At 59.1% G+C, this 25,366-nt stretch carries 16 protein-coding genes; 10 read left to right on the top strand and 6 right to left on the bottom strand.

All coding sequences use genetic code 11. The annotated features are described in order from the left end of the window. The first annotated feature begins 198 nt into the window (after positions 1-198). Together J3R75_RS06515 and J3R75_RS06510 are read left to right on the top strand one after the other, a co-directional pair. A complete protein-coding gene (locus J3R75_RS06515; RefSeq protein ID WP_307260629.1) occupies positions 199-906 on the top strand; it encodes a hypothetical protein in 708 nt (235 codons plus the stop codon). Positions 907-1,772: 866 nt separating this feature from the next. Beyond that, on the top strand, positions 1,773-2,474 hold the full coding sequence (locus J3R75_RS06510; RefSeq protein WP_307260627.1) for a hypothetical protein: 702 nt from the start codon (positions 1,773-1,775) through the stop codon (positions 2,472-2,474). A gap of 130 nt (positions 2,475-2,604) precedes the next feature. On the opposite strand, the gene J3R75_RS06505 is transcribed toward J3R75_RS06510, so the two are convergent. Then, entirely contained in the window at positions 2,605-3,654 is a 1,050-nt protein-coding gene (locus tag J3R75_RS06505; protein WP_307260625.1) for a sialidase family protein, read from the bottom strand. Positions 3,655-3,911: 257 nt separating this feature from the next. On the opposite strand from J3R75_RS06505, the gene J3R75_RS06500 reads away from it, so the two are divergent. From J3R75_RS06500 to cysK, 3 genes are all read left to right on the top strand, one after another. After that, positions 3,912-5,177 carry a BNR repeat-containing protein gene (locus J3R75_RS06500; protein ID WP_307260624.1) on the top strand — a complete coding sequence of 422 codons (1,266 nt, stop codon included), beginning with the start codon at positions 3,912-3,914 and terminating at the stop codon, positions 5,175-5,177. 1,281 nt (positions 5,178-6,458) lie between these two features. Then, entirely contained in the window at positions 6,459-6,896 is a 438-nt protein-coding gene (locus tag J3R75_RS06495) for an RrF2 family transcriptional regulator (RefSeq protein ID WP_307260622.1), read from the top strand. 26 nt (positions 6,897-6,922) lie between these two features. Next, entirely contained in the window at positions 6,923-7,864 is a 942-nt protein-coding gene (gene cysK, locus J3R75_RS06490; protein ID WP_307260619.1) for a cysteine synthase A, read from the top strand. 33 nt (positions 7,865-7,897) lie between these two features. Here cysK and J3R75_RS06485 read toward each other — a convergent pair whose 3' ends face one another. From J3R75_RS06485 to J3R75_RS06465, 5 genes are all read right to left on the bottom strand, one after another. Next, positions 7,898-8,755 carry an endonuclease/exonuclease/phosphatase family protein gene (locus J3R75_RS06485; RefSeq protein WP_307260618.1) on the bottom strand — a complete coding sequence of 286 codons (858 nt, stop codon included), beginning with the start codon at positions 8,753-8,755 and terminating at the stop codon, positions 7,898-7,900. Positions 8,756-8,923: 168 nt separating this feature from the next. Next, on the bottom strand, positions 8,924-10,015 hold the full coding sequence (locus J3R75_RS06480) for an exosortase-associated EpsI family protein (protein ID WP_307260616.1): 1,092 nt from the start codon (positions 10,013-10,015) through the stop codon (positions 8,924-8,926). Next, on the bottom strand, positions 10,002-10,898 hold the full coding sequence (locus J3R75_RS06475; RefSeq protein WP_307260614.1) for an archaeosortase/exosortase family protein: 897 nt from the start codon (positions 10,896-10,898) through the stop codon (positions 10,002-10,004). The genes J3R75_RS06480 and J3R75_RS06475 overlap by 14 nt, the downstream gene beginning before the upstream one ends. Before the next feature lie 88 nt (positions 10,899-10,986). Further along, complete coding sequence (locus tag J3R75_RS06470) at positions 10,987-13,260, bottom strand: tetratricopeptide repeat protein (RefSeq protein ID WP_307260612.1); 2,274 nt, start codon at positions 13,258-13,260, stop codon at positions 10,987-10,989. A gap of 70 nt (positions 13,261-13,330) precedes the next feature. Next, positions 13,331-14,614, bottom strand: coding sequence for a metallophosphoesterase family protein (locus J3R75_RS06465; protein ID WP_307260611.1), 1,284 nt, complete (start codon positions 14,612-14,614; stop codon positions 13,331-13,333). A 981-nt stretch (positions 14,615-15,595) separates the two neighbouring features. Between J3R75_RS06465 and J3R75_RS06460 the strand changes: the two genes are divergently transcribed. The 5 genes from J3R75_RS06460 to J3R75_RS06440 all read left to right on the top strand — a co-directional run bounded on the left by J3R75_RS06460 (position 15,596) and on the right by J3R75_RS06440 (position 25,313). Then, positions 15,596-16,441, top strand: coding sequence for an EamA family transporter (locus J3R75_RS06460; protein WP_307260609.1), 846 nt, complete (start codon positions 15,596-15,598; stop codon positions 16,439-16,441). Between the two features lie 73 nt (positions 16,442-16,514). After that, the gene (locus J3R75_RS06455) at positions 16,515-20,867 is read left to right on the top strand and encodes a sugar-binding protein (protein ID WP_307260607.1); all 4,353 of its coding nucleotides are present in this window, start codon (positions 16,515-16,517) and stop codon (positions 20,865-20,867) included. Positions 20,868-21,092: 225 nt separating this feature from the next. Beyond that, positions 21,093-23,207: a sialate O-acetylesterase gene (locus J3R75_RS06450; protein WP_307260605.1), complete on the top strand. Its 2,115-nt coding sequence runs from the start codon at positions 21,093-21,095 to the stop codon at positions 23,205-23,207. 342 nt (positions 23,208-23,549) lie between these two features. After that, positions 23,550-24,566, top strand: coding sequence for a GntR family transcriptional regulator (locus J3R75_RS06445; protein WP_307260603.1), 1,017 nt, complete (start codon positions 23,550-23,552; stop codon positions 24,564-24,566). Positions 24,567-24,614: 48 nt separating this feature from the next. Then, entirely contained in the window at positions 24,615-25,313 is a 699-nt protein-coding gene (locus J3R75_RS06440; protein WP_307260601.1) for a prepilin-type N-terminal cleavage/methylation domain-containing protein, read from the top strand. Positions 25,314-25,366 lie beyond the last annotated feature (53 nt).

Here is a 25,366-nt window from a genome sequence, read left to right as displayed (position 1 = left end):
CATTGCTTCCCGTAGCCAATGTCATGCTTTGACTTTTTGTGACAAGTTGTGCTTTTTGTCTTATCCTGCTTCTTTTAGGAATGGTTCTGTTCTAGCTATTGTCATCCATATGTGAAATGCTATACTATTGCATGACACGACGCGAGATTGAATAACAACAGTGTGAGCATGCGGAACGTGTAGAAAGAGGGTACGACAATGAAAAAGATACTGATGACCTTAGCGATGGCCTTAATGAGCGCATCGACCTTTGCAGCGTTCCAGTGGAGCGTTGTGGAAAGCACGGTGGCCGGGAGTGGTAGCGCTGCTGTTAATGGCTTTGCTTACACCATCCAAGTGACCGAGGGCACGGGGTCCATATACATCGTGGACAAAATCAACAACCTGTACAGCATGAGCGGCAACAAAGAGCTGCTGAGCATGAAAGCCGACATGAGTTCTACGACCAAATACGGCTGGGTGGATGTAGCTACGGGCACCAAATATAGCGCCGAAGGGTCGACCACGACGTTCTACAACCATCAAATGAATGAAAACAACGACCTAGTCACCCAGACGGGCTACAAACTGGGCGAGTTCAGCGCCGGCGACGAGATTGGCGTGTGGCTGACGACCAAGAAAAAAGGTGCCATTGGCGCGTCGGTGTTAGACAAGGCCAGAGCCGATCTCAACTCTGACTCGATGAACTACCGGAATGCCTACGTGGGCACGGATTCTACTGGCATGACATTGCATCAGCTGGACTTTACGGGCGGCGTTGGTAGCATATTCTTCGGCTTGGCCGGCGTTGCCAGCCCGGGTGCGCCGATAGGCCAGCCCCTGCCGGGCGCGCTGGCGACCTTGCTCCTCGGCGGCGCTATCAGCGGTGCGGCGGGCATGAAGAAGCGCCGCCGCCAGAAGGCCTGAGCGGCATAGCGAGACAACTGAATAGCTAAAAAACCGGCCGGTATTCACGAGAGTGAGTACCGGCCGGTTTTTTGTGTAATCGGTCACCATTGATATTGGATGCCAGTAATGCCTTTCTCTGGCGCGGTGGGGCGCGACGTACCTGGCCAATGTGGCGCCCTCCGGGCGTAATTCTTGGTTGCTGCTATACCCCGGGTTGCGGCGCCCTCCGGGCGCCTCACCTGGGGTTATGCATGGTACGGCCCTTCGGGCCGAACTTGGCCGATCTGACGACGTGCTTTGTCCGATCCGGGCAAAAAACCACCATCATTCGAGGGCCATGTTTTTGCGCCTACAGCGCACAAAAGCCAAGCCAGTTTTTCTCCGTTCCGGCTCAAAACCGACCAGAGCCGGAAGGTTTTCCCCAGCCGCAAAATGCCAAACTCCAGGCGGCCCTTCGGGCCGAAAACCGCATTCTGGCGCCGGGAAGGTGCTGAAAACATAATGCTGTTGCACGGCTGGTAGCAAAGAGTGACCGATTACGGTTACGACAAGGCAAAGCAAGGCGGTTTCTGCAGGTAGTTCCTAATAGGGAAGGATCTAGGCATGTGCCAGCAGGAATTGACAAATTTATCACAATGGCAATTGGCGGCTGGTTGCGGTTAGGCACAATAAACGTATCGCAGCGCTCTCCCAAGTGGCGTGGCTAGTGCTGTGCCTGCCTTTTCGGCTATTCCTATCGAGTGCAAAAGATTACTTGTTAGCAACAAGTTATAAATTTTCGGCATTGTGGAAAGAATGCGCTGTCGTTACACTATATAGCAACGAGCAGCCATGTGTGGAGTTATTTCTTATTGTGACCGGCTGGTGCAGAAAGCGAGGAGATTATGAGGACGAAGGTGTTGGTGTTGGTGTTGGCGCTGATGGCTATGCCCGTCTTTGCCGTCTTCCAATATGAAATTGTTACGGGGCCATTTGGCGTTGGGGGCGTTGGCATCGATCCTGGCATCAAAGGTATGCCCTACTATGTGCGTATTACCGAGGGTACGGGGTCCATTTACATTGCGGACCGGATTGACGACTTGAAAAAAATGTCAGGAAACAAAGAGCTTTTGAGTATAACGGCGGAGATGAGTTCACCGGAACACTATGGTTGGGCGGATATGAGCTCCGGCAAGGCCGTTGTTGCCACGGGAAAAACACAAGAAATTTTGGTTGCCAAAGGTACCGACGGCCCGATAATCAAGACCGGCTATGAGTTGGGCACATTTACTGTTGGTGATCAGTTTGGCGTGTGGCTGACCCCCAATGACCAGAAATTCACGGGTGCGACGATCTTTGGCAAGGACAATCCGATAAACTCGCCCGAATTGGTCTATCGCAAACCCTTTATAGATACTGATGCCACCGGAACCGCTTATCATGAACTGTCATTTAAGGGTACGGGTTCGAATTATTTTACGATTTACGGTGTTGGTGAAGAAGGGCCGTCTGGTAAGCCCCTGCCGGGCGTTCTGGCGACCTTGCTCATTGGTGGCGCCATCAGCGGCGCGGCGGGCATGAAGAAACGCCGCCGCCAAAAGGCCTGAGAAGTATTGGGGCAACAGCAAAGTAATAATACCGGCCGGTATTCACGTGAGTGAGTCTCGGCCGTTTTATTTGCTGGCGAGGACTGGAATGCCAGCTTTATTTGCTTAAGGCCTGTTATCTTGGCGCGTGTTATATCGCGCCTGATTTCTGCAGTTCCTGCGGGTGGCAGCGGATGGCGACGACGGAGTTGCCGGCGTCACTTTCGCGGTAGTGCGCGTAGGTGATGGCGAGGACGCTGCCGTCGGCGAGTACTTCCAGGCCGGGGTAGCCGATGTCGGCGTTGGCGGGCTTGGTGGCGGTGCCTTGTTGGTGCAGGAAAGTGCCAGTGAGTTCGCCGGGGCGCTGGGCTTTGAGGTCCTCCCAGCTGCCGATCCAGAAATCAAAACTGCGAGTGCTGACGCGGCGGAATGCCGCGATGATGCGTCCGTCGGTGAGGTACCTGGCGACATGGCGGTCGCCGTGCAGTTCTTCGGGTAGTTCGATGGGCACGGCCCAGCTTGCGCCGGCGTCCTGCGAGAAAGCGATCATGGAGCGGCGGCCGGGCTGGTTGCTGCGCATGATGCAGGCCAGCTCGTCGCCCTGCGGGGAGGGGATGACCCATGGTTCGCAGAGCTTGGCGCCGGGGATGTTGATTTGCGTGTGGGCGTCGCCCCAGCTCAAGCCGTCGTCGTGGGAGGTGGCGCCGATGATCAGGTTGGAGAAGGGATCGGCGCTGTCGGGGTCACGGGCATTGCTGAGGGCGCGCAGGACGGCGCCATCGCGCCAGACGGAACACCAGGGCATGACGCAGCGGATGGGTGTGCCGCCGCAGACGCGCATAGGCGACCAGCTTTCGCCGTAGTCCAGGGATTCAGCGCAGGCCAGGTGGTCGGTGCCGATTTCCAGCGCATAGACCACGAGTCGTCGCGGCTGCGGCGGCGTTGGCAGGTGAAAGAGCGTCGGGCAATTTCGGAAGCGCGACCAGTTGTGGGGCACGGGTATGAGCTCGCCCCAGGATTTGCCGCCATCACGGCTGATTTTGAGCGGGCCGCAGGGGCCGCCGTGCTGGACGGTCCAGGCAGCGACGACAGTCTGCCCGTCGGGCAGCAGTATGCTGCTGGGATGGCCTTGGTAGAGGTCGCGGCCGTCGGCGACGACGGTTTGGCGCGATAGGTCATGGCTCAAATCGAGGTGTGGCATGGGTGTTGTCCCAGAGGAGTGTGGGTGTGGGGGCAAAAGCTGCTCGGGTTGGAAATGTGCGGGGTGTTGCCAGTAATGGCGATGACTGGAGCGTTGTGCAAACGAATGACCAAGCAGCTTTTCACCATAAAGGTGGCAATGCGGTATTGCCAGGCCAGTTAGGAGATATTATCGTGCCAAGTATACGCAAGCAAGGTGTTTTTTGGGTTTTTGTCTTCAGTAGTGTCATGGCGTTTTCGCAGCAAAGGATGGCGGACGTGTTGAAGAAGCATGAGATTGGCAAGGTGTGGGCGGGCCACCCGGTGGGCTTTGCGTTTTTGACTCAGGGCGGGCAGCAGTTTATTGCCTACTACGATGCTGAGCGGCGCCTGACGGTGGCGTCACGCGAATTGGGCAGTGACGCCTGGCGTTACCAGCTGCTGCCGTCGACCACGGGCTGGGACAGCCACAATTATCTCACCATGGTCATTGATGACGACAATCACATCCATCTCTCTGGCAATATGCACTGCGTGCCGCTGATTTACTTCCGCACGACGCGGCCGTTGGACATCAGCAGCTTCGAGCAGGTGCCGGCGATGGTCGGCAGCGAGGAGAAACGCTGCACCTATCCGCGCTTCCTGCGCGGTGCGCAAAACGAGCTGATTTTCGCCTATCGCGATGGCCAGAGCGGCAGCGGCAATGACATCTACAACGTCTATGACCTCAAGACTCGCCAGTGGCGACGGCTTTTGGATCAGCCGCTGACTGACGGCAAGGGCTTGATGAACGCCTACTGCGCGGGTCCCAAAGCCGGCCCCGACGGCTATTTCCATCTCTGTTGGATGTGGCGGGACACGTACAAGTGCGAGACGAACCACAATTTGTCCTACGCGCGTAGCCGCGACCTGCGGCATTGGGAAACAGCCGACGGCCAGCCCGTGACGCTGCCGATGACCCTGGAGACACCCGGGCTTATTGTCGACCCCACGCCGCGCGAGTTCAGTGGCATGATCAACATGGGTTTCACTATCGGTTTTGATGCCGAGCAGCGGGTGATACTCAGCTATCACAAGTACGACGCGCAGGGCAACAGTCAGATCTACAACGCGCGTCGCGAAGGCGACCGCTGGAACATCGTTCAGACCAGCGATTGGGACTGGCGTTGGGAGTTCACCGGTGGCGGCTGCGTGCCCTGCGAGGTGAGCGGCGATGCGGTCAGGCCGACGGACGATGGTTTTCTTGCCCAGGGCTACCGCAATCGCGAAAAGGGCAGCGGGACCTGGAAACTCGACCCGCAGACCCTCAAGCCCGTTGGCAAAATCGCTATCGAGCGGGATAAGATGCCGGCGGACTGGAGCAAGGTGCAAGGGACCTTTCCTGGCCTGCAGGTGAAGTCGGTGCGCAGTACAGCCGATGACGGTTCGGATGTCATCTACCTGCTGCGCTGGGAAACCATGCCGGTTAATCGCGATCGGCCGCGCCCCGAACCATGGCCGGAACCGAGCACCCTGACCCTGTGGGAAGTGCGCGGGAAAATCTGAACGCAACGCCAAGGCGATAGCGCGACGGGCGTAAATTACGTTTACACTTTGCAGTGCAAACGCTCTCACATGTAATACCTTGCCACCAGCCTACTTTTCCCTTGCCGCGAAGCGGCGATGAAATGCCGCAACTTGTTTTTCCGCCGGAGCAACTGTCTTTTATCGCGGACCGATCGGACCGATCGGACGACTTGATCAGTCGGATCAGTCGGATCTTCGGTCTTTTATCGCGGACGGATCGGACCGATCGGACCGATCGGACCGATCGGACGACTTGATCAGCCGGATCAGTCGGATCTTCGGTCTTTTATCGCGGACGGATCGGACCGATCGGACCGATCGGACCGATCGGACGACTTGATCAGTCGGATCAGTCGGATCAGTCGGATCAGTCGGATCTTCGGTCTTTTATCGCGGACGGATCGGACCGATCGGACGGATCGGACCGATCGGACCGATCTGACGACTTGATCAGTCGGATCAGTCGGATCAGTCGGATCAGTCGGATCTTCGGTCTTTTATCGCGGACGGATCGGACCGATCGGACCGATCGGACGACTTGATCAGTCGGATCAGTCGGATCAGTCCAATGCTCTTCATTTAGTGTACTGGCAATGGTTGGCGAGGAGTTGATTGGTAACCATGCGCAAGATCATTCGCCGAGGTTTTGAGCGCCGAAGGCGCGACCTAAGATAGCCCAGGGCAAGCGACGCCGAAGGCGGCGCGACGCCCTGGGCTGTCATATTTCGCGCTTTCAGCGCTTCTGCCGCTTCGCGGCGATGAAATGCCGCGATGACAAAAGGCTGTGTTGGTTGAAACAACTTGCGCCAGGGAAATCGTTAAGTTAAGAGCATCAGTCGGATCGGACGGATCGGACGACTTGATCAGTCGGATCAGTCGGATCTTCGGTCTTTTATCGCGGACGGATCGGACCGATCGGACGGATCGGACGGATCGGACGACTTGATCAGTCGGATCAGTCGGATCAGTCGGATCAGTCGGACCAGTCGGATCAGTCGGATCGGACTGCGTCAAAGTCTGAGGGCGGGTATGGCGGCATTATACACGACTATTTGATTCCTGACAGGCATTTGCGTTGTGAGCAGGGTGTAATTTGGCGTTAAATTTGACGTAACTTGTTCTCATAGAGTCGTATGCGAAAAAACTTACTATTATTAAGTGATTTATTTGATATTCCAGATCAATACAATAATTTAGGAATCAATCCCCAAGAAGTTATTGATCTTATCATAATTGAATCACATAAAAAGAGAGGGTGTCATGCAGGTATCGACGAAGGGAAGGTACGGGCTGAGGTTGATGGCGGCTTTAGCGGCGCAGTACGGCAAGGGCGTTGTCAAGGTCGACAAACTATCAGAGAGTGAAGAGATCACCATCAATTACATCCATGTGCTGATGAATTCGTTGAAGACGGCTGGATTGGTCCGGGCGATTCGTGGTCCGAATGGCGGCTATGAGTTGGCCATGCCGCCGGACGAGATGACCGCCTACGACGTGGTGACGGCGTTGGAGGGGCGCATTGAGCCGGTTGAATGTGTGCATACGCCGAGCATGTGCAAGGCTGTGGGTCAGTGCATGACCCGCGATGTGTGGTGCGATTTGGCGAAGGCCTATGAAGAGGTGTTGAAAAAGTACACGTTGCGCATGCTGCTGGAAGGCTGGCTGAAGCAGCATGGTGGGGTCGATTACAGCATTTGAACAAGGCAGGCAAGGGAGATGTGGAGATGGAAGCCATTGCGAATAATATCCTGGCCACCATTGGCAAGACGCCGCTGGTGCGCCTGGCGAAGATCAATCGCGGTGCGGCCGAAGTGCTGGCCAAGGTCGAATTTTTCAATCCGGGTGGCAGTGTCAAAGACCGTATTGCGCTGGCGATGATTGATGACGCCGAGCGGCGGGGCTGTTTGCGTCCGGGCAATTTGATTGTGGAGCCGACCAGTGGCAACACCGGCATTGGTTTGGCGCTGGTAGCGGCCGTCAAGGGCTATCGGCTGATCCTGACGATGCCGGAGACCATGAGCATTGAGCGGCGCAAGCTGATGGCGGCCTATGGTGCCGAGCTGGTGCTGACTGACGGCACAAAGGGCATGCTCGGCGCCATTGCCAAGGCGGAAGAAATCTTGGCGGCCAATCCCGGCGCTTTCATGCCGCAGCAATTTATGAACGAGGCCAACCCGGCGATGCACGAAGTGACCACGGCGCAGGAGATACTCAATGATACGGCTGACCGGGTGGATGTCTTGGTGGCGGGCATTGGCACCGGCGGGACTTTCACTGGCGTCGGCCGGGCACTGCGCAAGCGACTGCCCAAGGTGATGCTGGTCGGGGTGGAGCCGGAGGATTCGCCGGTCCTGTCCGGTGGGCTGCCCGGCCCGCATAAGATACAGGGGATTGGCGCGGGCTTTGTTCCCGGCGTCATGGATATGGCTTTGCTGGACGAGGTGATGCCGGTGGCGGCAGACGCAGCGATGAGTGCAGCGCGGCTGGCGGCGCAGCGCGAGGGCATATTGGTGGGCATATCGGCCGGTGCGGCTTTGTTTGCGGCACTGGAGTTGAGCAAGCGCCCGGCGCTGGCGGGCAAGCGGATAGTGGTGATTCTGCCGGATACGGGCGAGCGCTACTTATCTACCTACAATTATCACGAGCCGCTATCCCCTCCGCGCTGACGGGGGCGGCGAGGGTAATTAAGGCCGGGCCGCTCAGGGCAGGGTGATTTCGCACAGGACTGGGAAGTGATCCGATGGGCAGAGACCGTCATCGGTGTCATCGATGGTGCGGTGGCTGTGAACCTGTACGCCCTTGCTGACGAAGATGAAGTCGATTTCCCGTTTCGGCGGCTGATCGCGATCATAGACGAAGCCATTGAGAGTGCCGACGGGGCCGAGGTGGGCGATCTCGGAGAGTGCTTTGCTGTTGTGGAGTTTTTCCCGCACGGCCAGGATGGTTTTGCTGTTGGGGAGGGTGTTGAAGTCGCCCGTGAAAAGGATTGGCGCGCCATTGGCGATGCCGTCCATCCTGTGTAGAATCAGCTTCACGCCATTGAGGCGCGCCTTTTTGCTGCGGTGATCCAGGTGGGTATTGAAGAGGACGAATTCCTTGCCGCTGATCTTATCGCGGAAGCGGCCCCAGGTGCAGATACGGCGATTGGCGCTTTCCCAAGACTGGGACCCGGCCACTTCTGGCGTTTCCGATAACCAGAAAGTGTCTGAGGCCAGTAGCTCAAACCGCGCGGGGCGGAAGAGAATGCAGCTGTACTCGCCGCCGCGCTTGCCGTCGGCGCGGCCGACGCCGATGCTGGCCCAGTCGGGGTCACTGAGCAGGAACTGCAGCTGTTTATGGGTTGCTTCCTGCAGGCCGACGATGTCGAATTGATGCCTGGTGATGAGGGCTTTGACGCGCGGGGCGCGGCTGGGCCAGTCGTTGGGTGGCTTGTCCATGGGGCAGCGGATATTGAAGGTCGCCAAGCGGATGCGCGCGCTGTCATCAGCCAGCGCCGGCAGGACGCCGAGGCAGAGCATTATTGCCAAGAAGCAGCGCGTTGCGGACAACAAGGTCATTTCTCCCGATCTTCGTTTTTGGCCATATCGTGGTTCATTGTAGGCAAAACAATATCCTGCCTTGGCTTCTTTGCCAGCAATCAGCGCAGGATAGACCGGGGGGGAGACGGCGCTCCTGGCAGCTGTGGTTGCGCGCTCTTTCGGGCTGCGGCTTCTGCGTCCGTGCGCTCAGGGCGTGGTGATGGCCAGGAATTTGCTGAGGACGGCGCGGGCGTCGTTTTCGGTCCCTTGGGCGCAGGGCGTGCTGACCTGGGCGGTGAACCACGGCGTGCCTTGGCGCCAGAGGCGGCGGAAGGCGAGGAAATTGCCGGTGGAGGCATCGGCAGAGCTGTACCACACCCACACCATGATGCGCTGGCCATCGCGCCGCGCGATAATTTCGCTGACGGATAGTTTTTGGCTGGCAACATCGACGCTGTCGATGTTTTCGGCGTCGATGGCCCACCCAGACACCCGCAGGCAGTGGCTGGCCGGATGAATCTGATGGATGTCGTCCACACAGGTTACTGTCAGGACAGTGACGATGTGGTCATCGGATGCGAAGATGTATTTGCCGAAACTGCTGGTGCCGAAGAAGCGTTCGTCGGCGGGGGTAATTTCCATTGTCTGGCCGAAGAATTCGCCGCGATCGAGGGTGCTGAAATCGGGAAGGAAGGGCGCGGCGGTGTGGTAGAGTGTTCGAGCCTGCCAGGCGCCGAAGGTGAGGACGGCGAAGGCCAGGTAGAAGCAGAACGTTTCCCGGCGGACCTGGCGTTCACGCAAGACATTATGCAGCAGCCAGGCGAGTAGCAGCAGCGTGAGCGTGCCTTTGATGGCCAGGCCGTTCCATTGCAGCGGACCGGAAAAGTATCCCAGCCAGTAGCTGGTGCTGGTGCAGGACAAGCCCATGATGGCATAGATGGGAAAGGCCGTGTAGGCTGAACGCCACCCGAGCGCAAGCCAGAGCATCGACCAGGAAAAGGCGACTGCGCCCATGATGGCAGCGGCATGAATTTCCAGAGCCACGCCTAGTGCCATGAGCAGTAGGGATGGCAGCAGCGCGACCATGTACACGCCCTGAGTGCGGCTGCGGCGGGCCAGGAGGACCCGTAATGTCACCAAGAGCGCTACGGCGGCAATGAGGAGGAAGAGCCAGTCAAAGCGGTCCATTGGCGAACTGCGCCAGGCATTAGTCATGTAGGGCAGTTTCCACGCATAGGGCAGAAAACTGCCGAGGAGGAGCAACCAGGTAAAGGCTCGCGTGAGTTTAGTTAGCGTCATGGGGGGACTCCGGGGACTCGGGGGACGCGGCAATGTCAGCGGGGGTGGACTCCTGCTCGGGAAACAGCTTGCCGGCGGCGTACATCAAAACCACGGTGACGACGACCAGCAGCAGGCCGAAAAGAATGTGGAAGAAATCGGCGAAAATGACGGTGCCGATGCGCTGAAACAGGACGATGGTGATGATCAGGCGTAGCGCATTCGCCAGGACGACGACGGGCAGGAGCAGCGAGTAATGCAGCAGTGCCCGGCGCAGCTGCCGGTGCTGCCGGCGGACAATCAGGTAGCTAAGCAGAAACAGCGCGAAGAGCTGCGAGATGCCGCTGCAGGCATCGGTGATGGCGATGCTGGCGTCCCCCACGTAGATTGTGGTGTGGTGGTAGCTCACGCTGGCGTTGAAGAGCTGGATGGTCTCGCAACAGAGAATGGTCGACAGCAGCCGGAGAACATAGCTGAAAGAGAGGTAGATAAACTCTTGTAGCGGCATGGCCACTAGTGCTAGTAGTAACGGCGGCAGAGACCATAGTGCCGTGCGGGCGCCGCGCTGGAAGGCGCTGAAGGCAAAGGCCAGCAGAAGCAGAATGACGTTGGCATTGAGGTCCATGACGGCTGAGCCGGGTATGAGGAGGAAGCACGGTGCCAGCGCCAGGGCAACCCAGGCCAGCAGGCGTTCCCGAGCCGGCACAGTTTCTCGGCTGGGCGACATCCGGTGGCGGCTGTCCCAGCTCATGAGTGCGACGATCGTGCCGATGATGAGGATGTTCTCCCAGTGCCCCGATGCACTACGCAAACCCTGGATGGCGCCGATCAGGAGGGCACCGCCGATCACGGGCAGATGAAACAGCGAAGGCTTTGCATCGGTCGCTGTCGAGCTGTTCTTCATGCAGGTGGTCCTTGTCTGAGCGAAGTGTGGATATTAATAACCGGTGCAGTCTGCAGCGCCCGTCGGGAGAGCTGCGCCGCGAGGATAGTCAGGGTGCGGCGTCACCCAGGGCAGCGCGGCACTGCGCGGCATGATCGAGCGCCACCTGGTTGCTGCTGAAATGCCGTAGCAGATGCTGGCTGAGAGTGAGGCAGTCGAGATACTTTTTGGCGGTGAAGGCCTCTTTTATCAGCGCTTCCGTGGCGATGCGCCAGGCGTCGAGGGCGCGCGGCGTGGCTTTTTTGCTGTCGACGGGCAGCCCCAGCAGCTGCACGGCGCGGGCGTAGCGTTTGGTTTCTACCAGGCGCAGACCGAGGCATTCCTGCACCGCCAGCAGCGAGCCGTTGGCCTGCCAGGCGGCCTGGGCCAGTTCCAGAGCCCGCTCGTGTTCACCGATGCTGGCGTAGAGTTCGGCGAGATTGAGCTGGATCATGATGGGCATGGGATAGACATCGGCAATGCGCTGGTAGAGTTCAATGGCGGGCTGAATTTCGTCCACCAGTGCAAACAGATAGGCGACGCGGTAGATCAGCTCGACGTCTTCGCGCTGGTCGGTGCTCAGCGGTTGCTCGACGATGGCTTTTTTCAGGGCCGCGACCATGCTAACGATGTCGTTGTTCAGCAGGGCGAGCTCGGCCTCGATATAGGGCACCAGGTAGCGTTGCTCGGGCTGAGGCCGTTGTTTGGTGTCAGTCAGCAGTGCCTGCAGTTCGTTTTTGCGGTTGTTGCTGACGCAGAAGGCGAAATAGCTGTAGACCATGGCGCGGTTGTCGGGATTGTCCTTGAGTACTTCTTGATACTGGCTGATGGCGCGGTCGCTCTGACCGGTATTCTGCAGGGCCAAGATGTACTGCAGGCGGATGGGCTCGGTGTTGTTGCCGTTGCGGAGATTGCGCTCAATGTGCGTGATGGCTTCGTCAAACTGGCGATTCTGCATCGCCAGTGCGGCCGCGATGCGCAACACGACCGGGTCGTCCGGAAAGGCCTGCAGGGCCGTCAAGACGTCTCGGCGCTGCAGGAGCCGTTTGTCAAAGTTGCCGGTCAGCGATACTCGGGTGAGAAAGAGGTCGGGCTTGTCCGGATTTCGGAAGAGATCTGCCAGATTGGCTGCGGCGATGAGGTTCTGCTCGTCAAAGAAAGCCTTGATGAGCGGCAGGACGATGGCCTGCGCCTGTTCCAGGAGGCCGGTGTCGTCCCGGGTGACGCGAATGCTGTCAACGACTTGGCGAATGCCATTGACATCGCGCTCGTAGACTGCGGCGTGTAGGGACATCATCAAGGCGACGGGAGTCTTGTAGACGCCATTGACGCGCTTGATGTTGTCCCGCAGGGCTTCAAAGTCTTGGCGGCCGAAGGCCTGCAACGCGTCGAGGTACGTGCCGACCTGCAGGATGGTCTTGTTGCCGACGCGGTATTTTTCGCTCAGCTTGTGGATGTCGTCCAACCGGTTTTGACTGGCGAGGGCCTCACCAAGCATCACAGCGGTGGCGGGGTCAATGCCGTTATCCAGGATCTCCTGAAAAATGGGAATGGCGGCTGCGAAGTTGTTGTTGAAGAAGTAGAATTGGCCAAGCAGTGGCGTGCCGCATTCAGGGTTGAGGTCACGGGCGCGGTTGAGGGCGTTTTCAGCGCGTTCGGGCTGGTCGTCCAGCACGAACTGGCGGGCGAGGTGCTCCAGCGCTTCGAAGGCTACAACGGGGTCTTTGGATTCGGCGAGCTCGGCAAGTTGGCCCAGCCGCGCTTCGGGGCTGTTCTTTTTGATGTTCAAGACAATTTCCAGCAGCCTCGCCATGGGCGAGAGCAGGGTCTCGCGGTCGGTGATATTCAGGTAAATATCTTCGGCGACGAGGACGCGGTCGAGCTTGTAGTTGGCGTAGGCCAGGTAGCTGTTTTGCTGCGGAGTGAGTTTCGTGTCCTTGCTGTCCTGTTCGAGGACAGTGAGCAGACTGTTGTAGAGGCGTCCACGGAGCAACGCATCGATTTCCGCCTGGCGGTACTCGGCCTTGAGGGGGTTGAGGATGGTGGCGCGCCGCCACAGTATGGCTGCGTTGTTCCAACGGCCTTCCTGGACCATCAGTTCGGCCATTTTGACAAATGCCAGCTCGTTGTTGGGATCTTCATTGATGCTGATGTTGAGCAGTCGTTTGGCAAAGGTGATGTTGCCCGCGTCCAGCTGCTTGAGCGCCTCCTGAAAGCGCATGGTGCGCTGGTGCCCCCGGACCAGATAATAGGCAAAGAGGGCGCTACTGCCTCCTGCTATCAGCAGCACGAAGGCCAGCAGGATGATCTTTGGAGTGAAAATCTTGATGAAATGTTTTGACAAAGGCAGTTCCCTCCTCATGATGTCGACATGCTTTGGATTGGCGGCAGTCGTTGGCCGCGTCGCGTGGGTTCTATGGGGCAAAAGCGAGTGTGATGGTCAGATCGGCGCCGGGGGTGACCCGCTGGGCGCGGGCGGAGGCAAAGGTGTAGTCGGGTGATTCGCCGCAGACGAACAGCTCTGGCGCCACGGGCGAGTGGAGGATGCGGCCGTCCAGCAGGAGCAGCTCCAACGACATGGAGCCGATGGCAAACACTGGCGAGTCCGGCATGCGGATGCGCAGAGTGTTTTTCTGCCGCAGGCTGTTGATGGCGTCAATGCTGAGAGGTGCCGCGCGGCGGGCGGCATAGCTGGTGCTTGCCGGTATCTCGCCCAGAGGCACGTCATTGAGCAGCAGCTGCGACTTGTTGTCCTGCTTGATGCTGCTGAAGATATTGAGCCAACCGGCGCGGACCTGTGCGAAATCCCAGTCGCTGAGTTGCTGATTGCGCGGGAGATGCGGCGGGAAGGACAGTATCTCCGGTCGTGCAAAACGGGCCGGGACGCGCAACTCCGCCGAGCCGCGCAGGGAATGCCAGCGGACATGCAGGCGGTCGTCGTCGACATCGACGGTGAAGAAAGCCGGTGCGCTGTCTTCGACGATGCCCCAGTAGAAGCGGTTGTCGTTATCATCGGGCGCCAGCGCGTGCATGCGTTCCAGGGGCACGACGTCCATCTGCGGGTAGCCCACGGCCGAGCCCTTGATTTGTAGCATGCCCCGGTGCCAACTGACGGCCTGGTTGTGCGTGTGGCCGCAAAAATAGATATCTATGGGGTACTGCGTGAAGATGTCGCGGACTTCCTGCGTGAACCACGGGCTGTCAAAAAAATGCCGCCCCCACAGATACAACGGTGCGTGTGCGAAGGCGAAGATGTGCCGGGCGCCGTGGGCGGCGCCGAGTTCGTGCTGCAACCAGGTGCTCTGCTGCTTGTTCCAGTTGATGTAGTCGAGGATGAAAAAGACCGCGCCGTCATATTTGAACGAGTAGTAGCTTTGCTCGCCCTGAGGCTTGCGGCGGTCGTGGGTGCCCTGGGCGACATGCAGTTCGGGTACGGCGGCCGTGAAGAGCTTGCGCGCTTCGGCTTCGTCCAGTGCCGAGTCGGCGCCGCCTTCGATAAGATCGCCGGTGGAAATCAGAAATTCCGGCCGCAGCGCGGCCAGCTTGGCGGCCAGTTTGTCGAGCACGCGCTCTTTCATGCCGGCGTAGCGCAGATAATCCGGCAGGGCCGGCATCCCTTGCTGGCGCCGTGACAGCGGCCGGCCGGCCAGGGTGCAATAGTGGGTGTCGCCAATCACAGCAAAACGAAAAGATCCCATAGTGGCCTCGTACTCCGTTGCGTGGGCGCGTGAGCTATAACAGCGTGGCGACAATAGAGCCAATCGCCAAGTAGTCTACAATGTTTTTTTCGCAGACACAAATGGCCCGCGTAAAACAGGCCGGTCAAAAGATATAATGTAGCTCATTATGCGCCGCTTGCCCTGAAAATCACTGGGGACGAAATGAATAGTGGTAATTGGTCAGCCACTGCTGGCGACCGACTTCAGTGGACAACGGGGCCATAGTGACTAATTGGCAACGGCGCGGGGACGAAGACTCACGATCCACGCCCCATGGCCGGGACCGTGGAGACGCCCTCGACTGCTTGGGGACTCTTGGGACTCCTGGGAGCGCCGCCGTCCCGGCGGCAAAAATGTCCCTAGTGTTGCCGTGGGTGGCTTGGCCTGCGGGAACTGATTTTGACTCATTGGGGATGGCCTGACGCCTTGCCGCACGCTTGGTTATGAGCGGAAAAATTCTGTTAGCGGGCTCTAATTTCGGCTAGGTTACTTCACGACTGCTGAGCAGCCCGCTGTCAAAAGCCATGTTCCTCTATGCAATTTCAAGTTTACGGTTGCAAATGGCCTGTCGCCGGGGTAGTTTTTTGCTCGTCATTTCGGATGGCCCACCCAGCCTGGGGGGACCCCCTCCCAAGGTAAAGCGGCAGTCGGTCGGTTTGCGTCGGGGATGGTCCTTGAGCTTACTTATGGCGGTGTTTCGGCGAGCGCCGAGTATTTGTGGTTTGCAGGCGGAGTTTGTTGGGTTTTGGACGATGGCCAGTTATGCGGGCGACGCATACGGATTACCATGCGGGCTATGCATGGGGAGTGTAGAAACGCGGGTGATGGTTTGTAGGGGCTTAGGCAGAATTTGCCATTTGCGGTGCAGGTTGAGAAGTGCAGGCGCGTCTTGAACTGACGCGCCGTTGTTGTTTTCGGCCAAAGGCCAGGTGTTTTGAGAAATAAAGGGCGGGCGAGATCATGGCAGTTGTGTATGCTTTGTTTTGTTTACTGTTTGCGGCGGTGAATGACCTGGTGTTCAAGAAGTACGCGGATCGATTTGGTGCCCGTGGCGCCTTTGTATCGTTGATTGGCCTGGTGTGGTTTGTGTTGATGGTGTGGCTGCCCTGGGGTGTCGACAGCGATGTTGGCGCGACCGTGCTGTGGGGGGCGATATCCGGCGCGTTTTCGCTCAGTGCGAATTTGTTGTTGATGGAGGCCATGAAGCGCGAGAGTGCCGGCATGTGTTCGACCTTGTATCGGCTGAATCTGATTTTTGTGGTCGCCGGGGCGTTTTTGTGGTTAGGTGAGAGCGTGTCGGCTATGCAGATTGTGGGTATTTTGCTGGCCTTGCTGGCCATTTTGGCATTTTTTCCAGCGGGCAGTCATCTGTTCAGCGTGCGTTCGGCGGGATTTTATCTCGCGTTGCTGGCGGCGATATTGCGTGCCGGCATGGGCCTGAGTTACAAGTACGGCTTTACGCATGGCGCGGACGCCAATGGCGTCGTGGTGATCAACAGTCTCTTCTGGCTTTTTGGGGGCATGGCGTATGCGTTGGTGTTGGAGCGCCGTGCGTCCATACGTGATCGGTCCTTGTTGAGCTACGGAGTTTTTTCCGGCCTGTTGGTATCTGGCATCGTCTTTTTCATGGCCGCGTCGTTACGGCATGGCGCCGCGTCGGTGGTATTGCCGATAGCGCAGATGAGCTTCATCGGCACCTTCATTCTCAGCATTGTCTTTTTGGGCGAGGGTTTTTCCCTGCGCAAGCTCAGCGCCGTGCTCAGCGGTGCGGCGGCGGTGATACTTTTGAGTATCAGCGCCGCGTAGGCGCAGCGGGCGCTATATTCATACTTTCCGAGTCTTCTTCCAAAGTCATCTGAACACAACGAAAGGCATCGTTATGAAAATCGAGAAGATCGCATTATTGGCGCTGTTGCTGACTGTTCTTGGCGTCTGGGCATACAATCCGCCGGTGGACCGCCAGGCGGATGTGGCGGCCGGGATTGTGCAAGTCCCGGCGGAGGTGAGCGTTAGCGACGGCGTGGTTTTTCGTGTTCAGGTGAGCAATGAGCGTGCCGACGCGGTGTCCTTTCGTCTGCGGGTGTACATGAATGACGACTGGCGGGTTGAGCCGCAGGCGGCGGCGGGTTGGCAGACGCTGGCTGCTGGCGCGCAGTTTGAGCAGGCCTTTACGGGTCGGGCCTTGCCGCGGGTGTTGACGGCCTTGTATCCTGTGCATGCCGAGGTTGAGTTGCGCTTTGATGACGGCGACATGGCGCTGTTGCATCCCATTGCCATCTTCTCGGCCGTGCGGCCGGCGGCGGCCAGCGAGAGCGTTTCGGCGCAGCCGGCGGGTGGCGTGATCAGTGCTCAACGGCTGCAGACGCCGGTGGTTGTGGACGGGGGGCTCAGCGACTGGTCTGAGCAGGCGCAGCCGGTAGCTTTTGGCTATCAGCACATCAGCGTCGGCACAATCAGCCCGGAGACCCTGCAGAGCTTCAACGGCACGCTGATGTTTTTGCATGACGAGGAAAATCTCTATGTCGCTGGGGTGGTTAAGGACGACGACATTTCGTGTGATGACAAGACGTCTGACGATTTTATGGACAGCGATTACTTGCGCATCTACGCATCGCCGGCAGTGGGTCGTGCCGATCATGAGGGCCTTGGCGAACATGATCGGGTGGTAGCGATCAATCTTTTTGGTGGTGATGGCGGCCAGCCCTTGCTGAAGGCCCCGGGTTATTTCAAGGACGCCATTCCAGGCGGCATCAAGGTCGCCACCCGGCGCTTGCCGGACGGCTATAGCTTCGAAGTACAGCTGCCCTTTGCGGGCATTGGCGAGGGCATTGCCGCCACCAAGCGCCTGGGTTTCAATCTGATGCTTGGCGATGCCGATTACGGTCGGCGGCGCAACGAGTACACGCTGGGTGGGACCGGTTCGCAGTATTGGCTAAAGCCGTCATCGTATGTTACGCTCGAACTGGGCGATGCGCGCAGTACGGCCAGCGCGGGCGTCGAGTTGTCGGCGTTGCCCTTGAGCAAGGGCGTGTGGAAGCTCGGCGAGCTGCCCAACCGCCGTTGCAGTTACATCATGGATGGCAAGACCGAGGTCGTTCTCGCCCATGATTTCAGTGGTGGCGACCGTACGAGCGGCGTGTCGTTCCAGGGTGTCACGGCCACTCGCGGTGGCACGGCTCTGCCGGCCATCAGCGTCCATCCGCCTTATCGTGGCGGTACGGGCGAGGCCGTGGTGTCGTATCGTCTGCAGTTGCCGGCGGGCGAACCGGCGGTTTTCCAGGCGCAGACGGCCATTCGCGATCACAATCCCGAGACCGAGCCAGCTAGTGATGGTGTGGAATTCGTCGTTGCGGTCGCTACGGCTGACGACGCGGCGCCAGCACGGCTCTTCAGCCGCTTCAGTGACAGCAAGGTCTGGGAGCCCGTTGCGGTCGACTTGTCGGCGTATGCCGGCCAAGAGATCGTGTTGTCATTGCTTGCCGGTCCTGGTCCGGCGCGCAACACCACTTGCGACAGCGCATTCTGGGGCGTGCCCACTGTGGTTGTGGGCGTGCAGCCGCAGCCGCTGAGCGAAGAAGCGTGGCGAGAGCGCGAGGAGCAGGCGATAGCCTTGGCCCGCCAGGCGGCCGTTGGCAAGCGCGGCACCGGCGCCTTCACCCTGCGTGGCGAAGCCGGCCAGTACGGCGCGGCCATTATTCCCGGTGATGAGGGTATGGTTGACGGCGTCATTGCGTTTTCCGACGGAGCGAAGGACTTGTGCTATCGCGGCTTTGCCTTGCGTATCCACGGCGAGGATATTGGCATTGCCGCCGGCAGCGCGCCGGTGCGTCGCGTGAAGGCGCGGCGCGGTTGGCTGGGCGACTTCATCGTTGACCATCAGGTCGACATTCGCGGCGACGTGGTGCCTTTCCGGCTGCGGGCGCAGGCTGACGGCGGCGTGCTCAAGCTGGAGTGGAGCATGCCGGGGCAGGATCGCGACCAGCGTGGCCAACCGCGTTTTGAGAAGATTGCGGTTGGTCCGGGGCGCGAGGCGGCCTGGCGGGTCTATGCGGGTTTCGGCAATGTCATTGAGGACTTGCAGGCGCCTTTCACGCTGGGTGCCGGCGGTTTCACGCTGAGTACGCGCCATGTTGGTGCGGATTATCGCAGTGGCCTGAGCATGGCTTTGGCGTCGGATTATTTTCCGGACCGCCTGCGGGTGGTGCCGGCGGACAAGCTGTTTACGCTTGAGGCGCATCACGACTTGACCTATTTCATGGCGCCGTCCAGTGGTGGCGCGTTCAGTGCCGCGAAGGAATATGGCAAGGTCGCCGGCTTCAAGGCCTCGCCTGGGCTGGAGGAGCTCAAGGGCCGGCAATGTCTGGACCAGTGGGGTGGCGACTACCTGGCCGCCGCCGAGCAGATTCGTATGGCGGCGCGCTATGGCTTGGACCACTCTGTTTTTGTCAAGCACGTCTGGCAGCGCTGGGGCTACGACTACCGCCTGCCGGAGATCTATCCCCCCGCCGGTGGCCTGGATGCCTTCAAGGCCCTGGCTGACGCCTGCCACGACACCGGGATACTCTTTTCCCCGCATGACAACTACATCGATTTCTATCCCGACGCCAAGGGCTTTAGCTACGACCACATCATTTTCAATGCCGATGGGACGCCGCAGAAAGCCTGGTACAACAAGGGCCGCAAAGCACAGAGTTACCGTTGGCTGCCGCACGCGTTCCAGCCGTGGATGGTTGAGAATATGCAGCTCATGCGGGACGGCTTTGCGCCGAACAGTCTGTTCATTGACGTCTTCACGGCCATTACACCCCGTGATTACTACGATCGCGAAGGTCGTTTTTACGATCAGAAGCGCATGGCCAAAGAGTGGTCTGAGGCCTTTGACACCTGCCGGCGGATACTCAAGAAGGGCTCGCCGATGCTCAGCGAGTGCGGGCACGACGGGCTGATTGGCTCGCTTGACGGCGCGCAGTCCGACCACTATCACGCGCGGCGTTGGGGCGCGCAGTGTTTGGATACTGATCGCACGCCTTGGCACGATATTGTCACCCACGGCAAAATGGTGCTTCTCGCTGGCGGCCTCGGCGGCCGTTATGGCAAGGACGAGCCCGGGCATGACTACGGCAGCGACGACTATCTGTCCAATACTGTGCTGGGCGGTCGCAATCCCATGAGTGACGGGCCCTTCAGCCGTGCGGCGGTGCTGACCTACTGGCTGCTTCACGACGTCTGTGACGTCCTCGCTCGCCAGAGTTTTGACCGGCACGAATTTGGCGGGACCGTGCGGCAGCAGCACACCGTTTTCGGTGGCGGCGCGAGCCGCGTCTGGGCCAATCGTGGGGCGGAAGACTGGACTCTGGCCGATGGCCGGGTGCTGCCGGAGTACGGCTTCTGGGTGGAGACGCCCGAGGCCAGCGCCGGGACCTTCGCCATTGACGGCAAGCGCGTCCGCATGGCCCAAAGTCCCAATATGTTGTTTGTGGACACCTTGCCGCCGGCGGGAGCGCTGAGTGGCCGCACCAGCATCGCCACTCGCGTCGAGAAGGTCGAAAAGCTATCTGAGCAGCAGTACTTGCTGCAGGTATCATGGGATTTCCAGTATGCCTTTGCCAGCACCGACATCAATCATTTCATTCACGTGTGTCATCCGGACAGCACGCATCCCGAGAGCATCCTGTTTCACGGCGCGGTCAAGGCGAGCGACCTGAAGTTGTCCGAGCCTGGCAAGTACACGTCGGCGATAATCGTGGACATTCCTGACGACGTCCTGGCTGGCGAGCTGAATATCCGCTACGGGCTCTACAGCGCCAAGCACGGCAATCGCCTGTCGTTGAGCGCGGCCGATGTCACGAGCGGCCGCGTCAATGGCGGCGTCATCAAGGTCGAGCGTCAGGGTGGCGCTGTCCGGTCGGAATACATCAGCAAGCTGGATGAAATTGCCATAAGTACCACCGATCTGCCGATGATTGACTTCGGCATGCTGAGTACGAACGGCTCTTTCCGTTTGCAGACGCCCAATCCGCAGACGGTGGTCGTCATACCCATGGCGGGATCCTTGCCCTTCCGGGCGGAACTGGACTTGGCTAAGCTCGGCTACGGTGGCAAGACCGCCCGGAGCGCCAACCTGGTCATGCCGTGGCTCGAATTCGCCCGCCAGCCCGTGATGAGCCAGCAGGGCGACCGCGTGACGATCGAGCTTGACGCTCAGGCCTTCGCCTACGAAATTCACTTTTGATCTGATTGATCCGACTGATCAAATTGAAGATCGGACTGATCCGACTGATCGGACTGATCCGACTGATCAGACCGATCAAATCGAAGATCAGTCCGATCGGTCCGATCAGTCCGATCAGTCCGCGATAAAAGACAGAAGATTGGTCCGCGATAAAAGACAGAAGATCAGTCAGATCAGTCCGATCAGTCCGATAAAAACAGAATCAGCAGAGGAAGTAGGGGCAGTATGAAAAAGGCATTGACGGTTGGTGCATGTGGCATTCTGATGGCGGCGGCGGCGCTGTGCCATGGTCAACAGCAGGCGCCTTTGGCGGGTGATTTTGCGGTGCGGAAGATATACAGCAGTCACATGGTGTTGCAGCGCGACCGGCCGATCAAGATTGCCGGCACGGCCGAGGTTGGCAAGGCGGTGGTGGTAAAGCTGGCCGGCCACAGCGCTAGGGCTATGGCGGACGTCAATGGCGAGTGGACGGCGGTGCTCCCGGCCATGCCGGCGGGCGGGCCGCACGTGGTCAGCATCAGTGGCGCCAACGAGAAGCAGGTCACGTTTGACGATGTGCTGATTGGCGAAGTGTGGCTGTGCAGTGGCCAGTCGAATATGTCCATGCCGGTGTTCAGTGGCCGGCAGTTTTGGTCGGCCATGAATGGCGAGGACGAGGCTCGGCATGCGCATTATCCGCAGATCCGCCTGCACAACACCAGCCAGAAGCGCGGGATGGCGCCGGAGGGCCCGCGCAAAGAGATTGCGGGGCCGGAGTGGGTGGTCTGCATGCCGGACAGCGTCGCGCTCTTCAGTGCGGCGGGCTATTTCTTTGGACGGCAGCTTTTCAAGGAGTTGGGCGTACCCATTGGCTTGATTGACAGCAGCTGGGGCGGCACGCCCATTGAAAGCTGGATCAGCGAAGAGGGTTTCCGGTCCGCCAATCTCGAGAAGGACCTCGAGCGCATTCGCCAGGGCAAGCTCACGGCCGAAGAAATCCAGGCGCTGGAGGCCGCGTCCGCCGCCAAGGCCAAGGAGGCCTTCGCGGGCTGGGAGAAGCGCTTTTTCACGCAGTACCAGCAGCAGATCGATGCTGCCCGTGGGTGGGCCCAGGCTGACTTGTCGGCGGATGGGTGGGTGGCAGCTGACCTGCCTGGCGAGCGCTTTCCGCGCGACATGGACGGCGTCATCTGGTACCGCAAAGCCATCAGCATTCCGGCGGACTGGGCCGGGAAGGACCTCTCGCTGAGCCTCGGGGCTATTGACGACTGCGACGAGACCTATTTCAACGGCGAACTCGTCGGCAAGACTGGCACGGATACAGCCGAGTACTGGTCCGTGAAGCGGAATTACACGGTGCCGGCGGCCATGGTCAAAGCCGGCCAGGCTGTCGTCGCAGTGCGCGTTATTGATTATTATGGCGACGGCGGTTTTACCGGCCAGACCGACGACCTGAGCATTGGTCCGAAGGACAGCGAGCAGCGCCAGAGTCTGGCTGGTCAGTGGCACAGTCGCACCGAATTTGTGGCTGACCTCGCGGTCATTGGCAAGCGGCCCGACCCGGCGGGTGCGGGCTTGAGCACCCTTTCCTCGCGCAAGCCGGGGCATCCGACCACGCTTTACAACGCAATGATTGCGCCGTGGACGATCTACCCGATTCGCGGCGCCATCTGGTACCAGGGCGAGTCCAATGCGGGTGCCTATGAACGCTACATGACGCTCCATCCGTTGCTGATCCAGGATTGGCGCCGGTTGTGGCAGGACCCCGATCTGGCCTTCATCTTCGTGCAGCTCGCCGCCTATGAACGTCACAAGCCCACCGAGCGCCTAGCGGACGATTTCTGGGTCGGCCGCGAACCCAGCGATGACAGCTGGGCGAAGCTCCGCGAAGTCCAGACCGCGACCCTCAAGATTCCTCGCACCGGCATGGCGGTGATCATTGATGCCGGCGACCATTCGGATATTCACCCGGCGAACAAGCAGGTCGTCGGCTACCGCCTGGCCAAAGAGGCCATGCGCATCTGCTACGGCTTCAAAGGCGTCAGCGCCGGACCGCTCTACAAAGACATGGCCATCGAGGGCAATCGCATCCGCATTCATTTTGACAACGCCGATTCGGGCCTGGTCAGCAAGGGCGGCGAACCGACGTCGTTCGCCATCGCCGGCGCCGACGGCGTCTTCGTCTGGGCCAATGCCAAGATCGAAGGCACGACCATCGTGGTCTGGAGTGACAAGGTGCCCGAACCCAAAACTGTCCGCTACGCATGGGCCAGCTACCCCGGTAACGCTAATCTCTGCAACCGCGAGAACTTCCCGGCATCGCCTTTCCGCACCGATATGCCTGACTACCTGATAAAATAAGCACGCGGATGCACCGGTCTGCTCGGCTGTCTTTTATCGCGGTCGGATCGGACGGATCGGACGGATCGGACGGATCGGACGGATCGGACGGATCGTCGACTTGATCAGTCGGATCAGTCGGATCAGTCGGATCAGTCGGATCAGTCGGAGGAAAAAGCTTCGCCTTGGGGGGGAGTTCATAACGCGCTGCCTGTTGCCGCCATTGCTTGTCAATGGGGCAACAGGCAGCGTTTTTGCTGTTGGGGCATTTTTTGGGGGATTGCGCTTGTGTTCCGGCGCGGGTTGTGTATACTGTTACTGTTATAACTGTAAATAGTTTTTTGCAGAAAACGGAGCGTTTTCATGAGTCCTGCCGATTTAGCATTATTTCAGGATTTCAAGCGTCGCAGCAATGGCGGTATTCAGTTGGCGATTGTGTCGTATCTGCGTGACAAGATCACGCGTGGCGAGCTTCAGCCGGGCACGCAGCTGCCGTCCTTGCGGGAGTTGGCGCAGCTGTGGGGCACGAATTTTTTTTCGGTGAAATTGGCAACGGATGCGTTGCAGGAAGCTGGTTTGTTGAGCAAGCACCAAGGTCGCGGCATGTTTGTGGACCAGCCGCAGGCTGAGGCAATCAGTCGTGTTGGGATATACATGTCGGGGACGCCGCAGAATCGCCAGAATTTCATTGCTTTCGCGACGCAATGCGACCTTCTCTGTGAGCGGCTGGATGCGCGTGGTATTGACTATGTGATCTGGCGCGACAGTCGTCCGGCGGCGGAGCATACCGGTCCGCCGCCGGTCATGCGTCAGGCGATTACGCAGAAACGCGTCCAGGCGGTATGTGGTGTGAATATCCGCCGCTATGACATGCGCTGGTTTGGGGCGTTGCCGATACACAAGGCTTTTCTCACCGCGAACCGCTTTCCCATGCCAAGCTTCAACGACATGGCTGCGGAGTTACGCGTGCAGGGGCGCCAGCGGGTGGCCATTATTTCACCCGAAGGGCAGGATTGCACGTGGAGTTTTGTTGTCGAGGGCTTCAAGAATGCCGGTGTGCGTATGCCGCCCAGGCGGCAGCGGATATTTGCTGAGGCTGCGTATTTAGAGCGGGACTGGAGTGAGTTGGGTTATCATGCGGCGATGGAGCTGCTGACGGCATCGCCTCGGCCGGACGCGCTTATTGTTTACCCCGACAACGCGGTGCCGGGTGTGATCCAGGCCATTTTGCAACTCGGTCTGCGGGTGCCGGAGGACCTCCAGACGATTTTTCATCGCAACCGCGAGTTGCCGTATTTTTGTCCCTTTCCGAGCATGACCATCACGACGAGTTTGTCCGACATGGCCGATCAGTTATTTGCATCGCTGGTCGGCGGATAGAATGGCATTTCTGCTTTGCTAGCCCGAGCCAAACAAGGAGGACCGATCATGAACAGCCTGCGACATCGTCTCTTCACGCTCATTGAACTCTTGGTGGTCATAGCGATCATCGCGATTTTGGCGGCCATGCTACTGCCGGCCTTGGCGAAAGCCCGGGAGAAGGCCCGGAGCATATCGTGCGTCAGTAATATCAAGCAATGTACGCTGGCGCATCTGCTCTATGCGGATGGGCATAACGACGTCATTTATGGCTGGCATGGCAGTTACGCGCGGCCGCGCTGGCATTCCGTGCTTTATGATTTGAAGTTGATTGACATCACGCCGGCGTTGCTTTGTCCGAACATGATGCAAAAAGCGGGCACGTTGACCAGCACTTCCAAGTGGACCTACTCGATCTTCAACCCCTACTTGAATAGCGATTGGCTGACAGCCGACCGCAAGGAGGAATATGGCAATTTGCTGTCGATGTGCAGCAATCCGCCCTACGTTATCATGCACAATCGCGTGGTCATGAAAAAACCCAGTGACACCATGATGCTTGGTGACGGGATTTACATTACTGCCACGGCCTGGTCGCCGGACTGGTGTTTTGGACCTAAGAACACAAGCTATCCGATCAGTCTCAATCATGGTGAACGCACGACCCTGTCCTTTATGGACGGCCATGCTGAAAGCGTCGATATTGGCCGCCTACGCAATCTGGGCTTTACCCAGGTCGCCCGCAATGGCGTCGCCACCCCGCCGTAATGACAGCTTGGCCGAGATGTAGCCAACCACAGGTATGATCCACGAGTAGAAGG

It is taken from the genome of Oligosphaera ethanolica (assembly GCF_030814695.1).
Taxonomy (GTDB): Bacteria; Verrucomicrobiota; Lentisphaeria; order Oligosphaerales; family Oligosphaeraceae; genus Oligosphaera; species Oligosphaera ethanolica.
This window is presented reverse-complemented; position numbering and strand designations above follow the sequence as displayed.